This window comes from Pedobacter miscanthi (genome assembly GCF_032678605.1).
Taxonomy (GTDB): domain Bacteria; phylum Bacteroidota; class Bacteroidia; order Sphingobacteriales; family Sphingobacteriaceae; genus Pedobacter; species Pedobacter miscanthi_A.
This window is the reverse complement of sequence record NZ_JAVTSU010000045.1, coordinates 1-6992: the sequence shown is the minus strand read 5'-3', so window position 1 is coordinate 6992 and position 6992 is coordinate 1. Positions and strand designations below refer to the sequence as shown.

General features: G+C 39.5%; 6 protein-coding genes. 2 read left to right on the top strand and 4 right to left on the bottom strand.

Going from position 1 to position 6992, the window contains the following annotated elements:
• Window positions 1-299: 299 nt before the first annotated feature.
• From R2R28_RS28870 to R2R28_RS28855, 4 genes are all read right to left on the bottom strand, one after another.
• A complete protein-coding gene (locus tag R2R28_RS28870; RefSeq protein ID WP_316829132.1) occupies window positions 300-1409 on the bottom strand; it encodes a 6-bladed beta-propeller in 1110 nt (369 codons plus the stop codon).
• A gap of 475 nt (window positions 1410-1884) precedes the next feature.
• The gene (locus tag R2R28_RS28865; RefSeq protein ID WP_316829131.1) at window positions 1885-2118 is read right to left on the bottom strand and encodes a hypothetical protein; all 234 of its coding nucleotides are present in this window, start codon (window positions 2116-2118) and stop codon (window positions 1885-1887) included.
• 159 nt (window positions 2119-2277) lie between these two features.
• Window positions 2278-2838 (bottom strand): hypothetical protein, encoded by a 561-nt coding sequence (locus R2R28_RS28860; protein WP_316829130.1) that lies wholly within the window; start codon window positions 2836-2838, stop codon window positions 2278-2280.
• A gap of 74 nt (window positions 2839-2912) precedes the next feature.
• Window positions 2913-5288, bottom strand: coding sequence for an outer membrane beta-barrel protein (locus R2R28_RS28855; protein ID WP_316829129.1), 2376 nt, complete (start codon window positions 5286-5288; stop codon window positions 2913-2915).
• 362 nt (window positions 5289-5650) lie between these two features.
• Between R2R28_RS28855 and R2R28_RS28850 the strand changes: the two genes are divergently transcribed.
• Together R2R28_RS28850 and R2R28_RS28845 are read left to right on the top strand one after the other, a co-directional pair.
• Window positions 5651-6397, top strand: a complete 747-nt coding sequence (locus R2R28_RS28850; RefSeq protein ID WP_316829128.1) for a LytTR family DNA-binding domain-containing protein — start codon at window positions 5651-5653, stop codon at window positions 6395-6397.
• 79 nt (window positions 6398-6476) lie between these two features.
• Window positions 6477-6992 (top strand): hypothetical protein (locus R2R28_RS28845; RefSeq protein ID WP_316829127.1); only part of this gene is annotated, 516 nt, incomplete at its 3' end.

Here is a 6992-nt window from a genome sequence, read left to right as displayed (position 1 = left end):
CCGTTGAGCCGAGTTGGTAAATCTTATCGCTTCCTCCATTGACTACAATGTTGAGCGTATTTTTATCAGTTAATAATAAGCCATCAGCGCCTAAGAAAAACTGGGAAATCTTGATTTTGGTTACCTTTTTCGGATCTTTTAGGTCAACTTTAAAAAGCTGTCCCTTTGAGCTGTTATCTACTATTAGAAATCCATCAGAATGGTATACTATTCCGTTCAGACCAACTCCTTCAGTTTTAAAAAGCTCGTCTTTTGCGAAGACACTTGTCCCTTCCTGAATTTACTTGTCAAAATCTATGTCAGTTCAAATTGATTTCGGTATCACATATTATAAATCCACCATTATTTAGGTGCTTCGCTACGGATTGAGGTAGTTTTTCTAAGTTTTTTTCGTCAAACTGCGCGGCACTAATGAAGGAAATGAGGTGCGTACCATCAAAATCGGTGATATTACTCTGTTCGTTAGGGATCAAAGGATCTTCAAGAAGTAAGGTCCGTTTAGTTCTATCAAGAAAAAAGAATTTGAATTTCCTTTTGTCCCATATCTTGCCAAACGCATATCTTTCATTTACGAAGGTAAAATTCGTTAGTAGACGGTAAGCATTGTAACGATTAACCTTGGTGTCTATTTCTTTTTTGTCTTCATCAGGTACTGTCATTTTTCCAAAATTAAACCTGTATGCTTTTTCTAATTTTCCTTTAGAATCAAAAACAAGGACATCGTTATCGATCGGCCTGTTGTAGAAGATGTTTTTTCCTGTGCAGATGAACCTGTATCTGGAAATCCAGAAATTATCATCAATGAACTCATTGTAAACGGCAGACGTGTTCAGGACGGCCAAATTTTTGTCCGTTCTTAAGATTTTGTCTCCGCTATTATCTTTTTTGTTCCAAGAAGAGAGGCCAATTAGAAAATTTCCGTCCGGTAGTTTTTGGATTACATCGATTTCGAATGGTGATTTTATTTTTCTAAGCAAAGAAAAATCGCTTGCGTAGACTAGAAAACTATCAGCTTTTCCATCTACAATATAAACCATTCCATTTTCATCAACATCAAAGTCCGCAATATTGAGGTAATCTGTGCCAAGCCTACCAATCGTGGCAATGTATTTTCCGTTTTCGCTGAAAGCTACAAGAATTTTCTTTCTCACGTCCAGTACATAATAAATACCGTTTTTGTGCATCACCTTATCGATCAGACCAACATAATTATCGCCGTCCTTCATTTCCAGATTAACGTAACGCTTTTTTTTGACAATATCCACTGGTAGCGTTTCAAATGGCATTTCCCTAAAGGATGAGAGATTGATATCTGAAACAGGTATCTCTGGCAGCTTTTCTTTTGCTTTCTGAATGCAACTGCTTAAGAAAATTATAATCGTGTAAATTAAGAAAAAATGTTTTTTCATTGGTGGGAAGATGGAGAATGGCTTATGTTTTTGATTTGATGCAGTCGTTAACTAGAATCTAGTTCTCGCTTCCATCACATCCGTTTAAATCCGAACAGAGGCGATCGTTAGTGTGGGTGCATCTCCCGTCTGTTGCAATTTTAGGACCTGTACACTTATGGGTGGGAACATCCAGTCTAAATGCCTCAGTATTGTCTTTGACTTGCTTTGATGCCTGTGAGAATTTTGGGCTCATTAATACTCCCAGAGTTAATACTGCTGCCAAAGTGGCAAAGCCGCTAATTATTTGAGGTTTCTTTTTCATGGTGCTGGTCGGTTATTCATATGCTCTAAAAATGATCTTGGTTATTGGAAATAAATTCAGTAACCAATCTGGTATTTATTAATTGGTTAGCTCTCTTAAAGGGAATATTTGCAGAGGTTGCTACTCTTTCAAGGGATATCCCCAGAGCTTTGGCCCTGGGGATATGTTTTTTTATGAGCTGCATCCAGCTGTGTCAGAACATTTGTTTGTGTTGCTGCTTTCGCAGTTACCGTTCTGTGGTCTTGGGCCTGTGCATTTTCCGTCACTTGGAAGTTCGGTTTCCAAGGCGTCAACATTTCTTTTGTTTTGCGATGCGTTTGATTGCCCTGAACTTAAGGTTAGGGTAAAAATTAGTGCGGTGGCTACTCCTGTAGCGCCAAGGGCCGCAAAAAGACGTTTTTTCATAATTAAGTTTTTAAAATAGTTTTCTAATAGGTTGATCTGCATTTATCATTTCATCAGATAGAATTTGTATCAATTCGTGTTAGCTATATTACTGCCGATTCCTCCTTTCTTTTTCTTTTGTCTTTCATAGGTATATGTATCTTTTAGCTGTGCAATACATCAGCCACCTTTTATCGTTTTTTTATAAAGCTCCCAAACATTTCCGTTCATGGTGGGGTTTCCAATCGCCAGGACTTTATTATGTTCATCTAGTAGAAAACACTGGTATTCCATCGACTTTGGAAAGCCGTTGGTCTTATTCAATTCGTCCTTTAGATCCATGTAGACCAGATTTCTGAAATTTTCACGTTTGAACAGCTCGGAAAGGTTTTCATTCTTTTTTGGATTAAAGTAAAAAAGGAAATCAACTTTTCCCTTTGCAAAGGTATCGGCTTCCTTAATCAGTGTTTTCCAGATATCAATTCGCAGGTCGCAACTAGTGCAGCCAACCGAGTCTGTATAAATCAAAACGCGGTAAGGTTTGGGAACTTTGATACCGCATTCAGCATATTTACCCAGGATAGCACAGGTATTAAGTTGTGGCAACCTGATTTCTTTGCCTATCCACTCATTTACGACATCTGCAGGTTTCTCGCTTTTTGATGCGTTTTTGCATGACGACAGGTAGCCTAGCAAAATTAGCGAGGCGAGGAGACTTAAGACTGGTGATTTTTTTTGCAACTGAATTAGCGGCCGTAAACTCATGTTCTTTTGTATTTGTTGGTGTATCATATGGGGTTTATGTATAATCCTGTTTATTGCTGGTCTCTGATTTCCCCGTCATTCTTTTTTTTGTAGTTCTGGTTTCTGAACTTCTGCCCGAAAGGGAAATTATATACCAGCTGGATAGAAAATGTGCGCTGACTTGTCAGTGCCCTGCCTTCCAGGTATTGGTTTTCATAATAACTTTTTGAGCTGGCCTTCTCAAGGCCCAGTGGGTCATTAACAGAAATGTTTATGCTGAGTTTATCTCTGAGAACTAGCTGTCGAAGGGTAAGGGAATGGGAGAAAAGAGGGCTATATATGCTATATTCCAGGTTCATTTTTGCACAGTAATAAAAATCCGCCTGTAACTGTGTTTTTTTACTCAGTTCAAAATTACCGGATCCGCTGATTTCGAATAGGTTAAGCCCATTTTTGAAATATATCATACTGCCCTGTTCATGTCTAGAATAGGAGTAGTTCACATTGAGGCTAGAACTAAAAACGGTTCCTATCTTAAAATCGCTATTAACAGAAACGGCAAATTTGTGCAGCCTGTTTAGGTTTACCGACTGGAATATGAAAGGGTCTGATGTTGGCAGAAAAACTGGCCTGCTGGACGAACGGTCATAAAATAAGGTAAGACCTGCCTCTTTGTAGCGGAACTGAGCTTCGATCCTATCTGAAAATACCGGCTTATAAGCGATGTTGCCTGTAGTACTGGTGAGAAAGTTGTTAATCTGGCTGGTGGGGTTCAGTTCGCTGATGAACGGGCGTCTTATTTTTTTGCTATAACCGATGCTGGCGGTAAGTCCGTTGTGTAGTTCTTTCTGTAAAAGGAAGTTGGGATAGATCTTGAAATAATCCTGGTTAAGTTTCTGGATAGAGCTGTTTGCATTAAACTCAGAGGTAGAATTGAGGAGCTCTCCCCTTATTCCTGCCATTAGAAGGTAATTGCCAAACTTATACCTAATGCTGACAAAAGCACTGCTGAGCTGTTCAGAATAATCAAACTTGGTTTCATCTGACCTGTAAACCTGCTGAGTGCCGTTATTAAGTGAATTGGATTTCAGCCCGAATTCGCTCGACAGCTTTTTTGATTTGATAAGGTCGCTGACGATTAAGGAAATATTAATGATGTTCGTGTTGCTTTCGAATTCATTGCTCAAGGGCAAAATACCGCCTGAAAATTTTGAAAGGACGTTAGATATTGAGTAGGGATTATGGGAATAAATGAGGTTCAGGTAAAAGTTGCTGTTTTTCGTCGCATTGAGCAGGTATCTATAGTTACCGCTGATCTGAACTGTACTGCGCTTATTGTTATAACTGTTCCCGATACTGACAGTGGAATCAACAGCATTAGAGTAGTAATTCATGAAGGTGTATTCCTCTAAGGTATTTCTGTTTAAAGATGGTACGATCGATATATCAGCATTGATACCTAGGCTTGACTGGCTGTTGATGTCATAGTCGAAAGTCAGATTAGGGTTAAGGGCAAATCGAGAGCTAACAGAACGGGTTTTGGATTGGTAGGCTAATAGGTTATATATTATTTTACTGAATTCTGACTCTTCAGGCCTTCTGTTGTTGTTAGCGATAAGTACAAGTGATGCCCTGATCTTATCAATCTTGAAGTTAAGATTGGTCGAGGCCCCACCGGACAGTTGGGCACTTCCAAAACTTTTTAAGTCCATGTATAAAGGCTGGGAAACATTGGCCCGAAAGGTAGAACTGCCGCGGTCTTTTTTTGTGATGATATTAATAACAGATGTGATATTTGCATCGTACCTTGATGAGGCAGTGGATATGATTTCTATCCTCTCAATTTTATCAGCGCTGATGCCACTGAGCATTTCCAATTGTTGCGATTGGCTAATCAGTTCCCCTTTTCCATCGATAAGCACCAGTACACCATCATTGCCATTGAGTTTAAGTTTACCCGATACCAGTGAAACCCCGGGAAGTTTGGAGAAAAGTTCAATCGATGCAGTCGAGTTCGAAAACTGGTTGAATTTTGGCCTGTAGATTAATTTTTCACCATCTTTGGTTACCTGCTGCTGAATAATTTTAACTTCATTCAAGGTGATACTTTTCTTCTCCAGCAAAATGGTGTCGCTATGGATCAAACCCCTGAAAATGATCAGGGGGGAAGTATATGCCATGAACCCCATAGCTGAGGCAGTGACTTTCAGTTTTCCGTTCAATGAGTCCGCAATAGTAAAACTGCACAGTCCTTTTGTATCAGTAAGTGTGTTCTGGCTGATCTTTCCTTTATCATCGGTCAAGGATATCTTTGCAAAAGTTACAGGCATATTATCTTCTTTACTTATCAGCTTGATGTTCAGTGTCAAAGTCTGCTGTCCATATAATGCTGTACCTAAAAGTTGGATCACAAGGATCATTAGCAAATAGGGAATGGACCTAGGCATATCTGGCGTATAAATCAGGATCGGGTTAAAACAAAAATAACATCCGGAAACAATTCGTTTCCCTGGACAGACTTATCTTTTCTTTATTATGTTGTTGAATTGAATATACGCCTTAAAAACAGTGTTACCGAAAAACGTTTACCAAAAGGTACATATCCGGTACAAAAGGGGCCTCTTTAGGGGTGGGAAACCATGCAGAATTCAAGTGGACCTTCTTTATATCATCTCCTTTTGGGAAATTTCTTAACAGAGATTTTTTCTGATGGTTAAAAAAAAGATACAAACAGAGCGGTGATAAACCGAAAAACCGACTATATTTATAACCCTAATGCTTTTAATTGTTAACTGAGACATTAATTTTTATGCCGCTGAGTTGTATTGTGATTGATGATGACCTTGATGCGATTGATGAAATAAGCGCATACATTCTCTCAACGCCTGGACTGGAACTAATCAGGAGTTTTTCTGACCCGGTAGCGGCCCTGAACTATATCAGGGGGAATGGGGATTTTGATATGTTGTTTATGGATGTGGATATGCCGAATATGAACGGTATTGAGCTTTCCGCTATGGTACGGGATCGTGCCGCTAGGATGGTTTTTAGTACTTGCCATGCAAAGTATGCGCTGGATGCTTTCGACGTGCAGGCTGATGGATTCCTGCTCAAGCCCTTCAATTACGCGAAGTTTTTTTCCGTAGTGTCAAGATTTTTTAACACTGAAGGGCGGGCTGTGCAAAAAAGCGGAGAATACCTTTTCGTGAAAAACAAGTCTGAGGACCTTAAAATGGTAAAAGTTAGGTACAGCGATATAATTGCCATTGAGAGCCTTGCCAATTATATTAGGATTTATACAACTGATTCAAATATTGTCACACATTTGAAACTCAAAGAGGCAAGGGAGATTTTTGGAAAACGTGCTGGATTCATGCAGTTACACAGAAGTTTTCTGATATCGGGTGAACATATCACCTCGATCGATGGGAACATACTCACGATGAGCAATGGGAGTAAATTCACCATAGGGAATAATTTCCGGAAAACCTTAGATAACTTCCTTACAAACCGGACGTTAAAGCCTACCCATCGGAATAATCGGGGCGGGCTTTAATATTGATGTTTACAGGTGTCCTGTAACGGTATGTGTAAGGGTATCTAAGGTGGGATCCGAGGTTTCAGATTTTCCTGATTTGACTGATCGGAACCGGAAGATTGTTTTTTTTGTGATTTTTGTTGTTTTCATAATATGGATTTTCGGGAAACTTAGCCCGCAGGAAAAAGTAAGTCAATGTGAAGTGACAGAAAGGATAGATTATGGTATGAAAGGGTATATTATTGGGATGGGCAGTTTTCTTGCAAGGTTGATTGGGCAATATAGGATCCACATCATCTTCTGGGCGGTGTATATTTTGTACGAATCAGGGCTGACTGGTATATTTGCTGGAAGGTTCGGGAAGGCAGAAAACTATATCGTTCACTATCTGCTCAATATTTCTTTGTTCTATACACATTCGCGGATGATGGACATTTTTTCTAAGGGACGTTTTTATCTCCTGAAGGTTTCTTTTTTGATAGGGGTGGAAATTGCCGTGTATGTGCCGCTGCTAGCTACATTAAACCATTTTTTTACAGATTATAACCAAGCCACTACTACCAGCGCGCTAGGAATAGATAGGAAATTTATTGGGGGAGCGGTATACCGCTCG